Below are 813 nucleotides of genomic sequence, written 5' to 3' on the forward strand. Positions count from 1 at the left end.
CATGCAGGCGGGCATCCTGCCAGCCCCCATGGGTGTCGAGGTGCTCGATCCGACGCTGCGCCCCTTCTATTCTCTGGCCTATACGTCGCAGTATTCCGTGCCCTTCGAGCATCTCGGCGCCATGTTCCACTGGCATGTCACCCCGATGATCGACTTCAATTTCGGTGTCGATACCGGCAACCAGACCACATGGGGCCGCAACGACAACAACAATGCTGCAGCAGGCTATTTCGGCTTCAATCTGAACGGCCTCGCCCATGGCAAGCTGACCATTGCCGAACTGTCCCGCGTGGGTCCTGAAAATGCTGTTGCGGCGCTTGGCCCGCGCGCCAACACGGCACAACGCTGGTGGAATGACATTGCGGCCTTCTATACGGTCAATGACAAGCTCAGCCTGACCGGCGAATTCAACTTCCTGCATGATGACGGTCTGCGCGCCGAAACATGGAGCGTTGTCACTTTCGCTGCCTACAAGATCACGCCGAGCCTGACCTTCAATTATCGCGGGGAACTCTATCGCGATAACAGCGGCATGTTCGTCGTCAACTTCCTGACGAACCAGGCTTACATGAACGCCTTCCTGGGTGGCTATGCGCCCGTGCAGACGGCGCCTGCCACCACCTATGGCGCGTTGACCCTGGGCGTTACCTACCGGCCCGATCTGGGTCATGGCATCCGCGTCTTTGCCCTGCGTCCCGAGATCCGCTTCGACCGATCGCTCAACGGCACCTCCCCGTTCAACGATGGGCGCAATACCGGCATGTTCACCTTCGGTGGCGACGCCATGATCGGCTTCTGACAACCCGGTTTCAG

1 protein-coding gene is annotated in these 813 nt (G+C 59.7%); it reads left to right on the forward strand.

Annotation, left to right across the window (positions count from 1 at the left end; translation table 11 throughout):
• The coding region (locus JCM25414_RS15280) for an outer membrane beta-barrel protein (RefSeq protein WP_025842208.1) at window positions 1-799 on the forward strand (799 nt) is incomplete at its 5' end.
• Window positions 800-813: the final 14 nt, after the last annotated feature.

It is taken from the genome of Asaia platycodi JCM 25414 (assembly GCF_000614545.1).
GTDB lineage: Bacteria > Pseudomonadota > Alphaproteobacteria > Acetobacterales > Acetobacteraceae > Asaia > Asaia platycodi.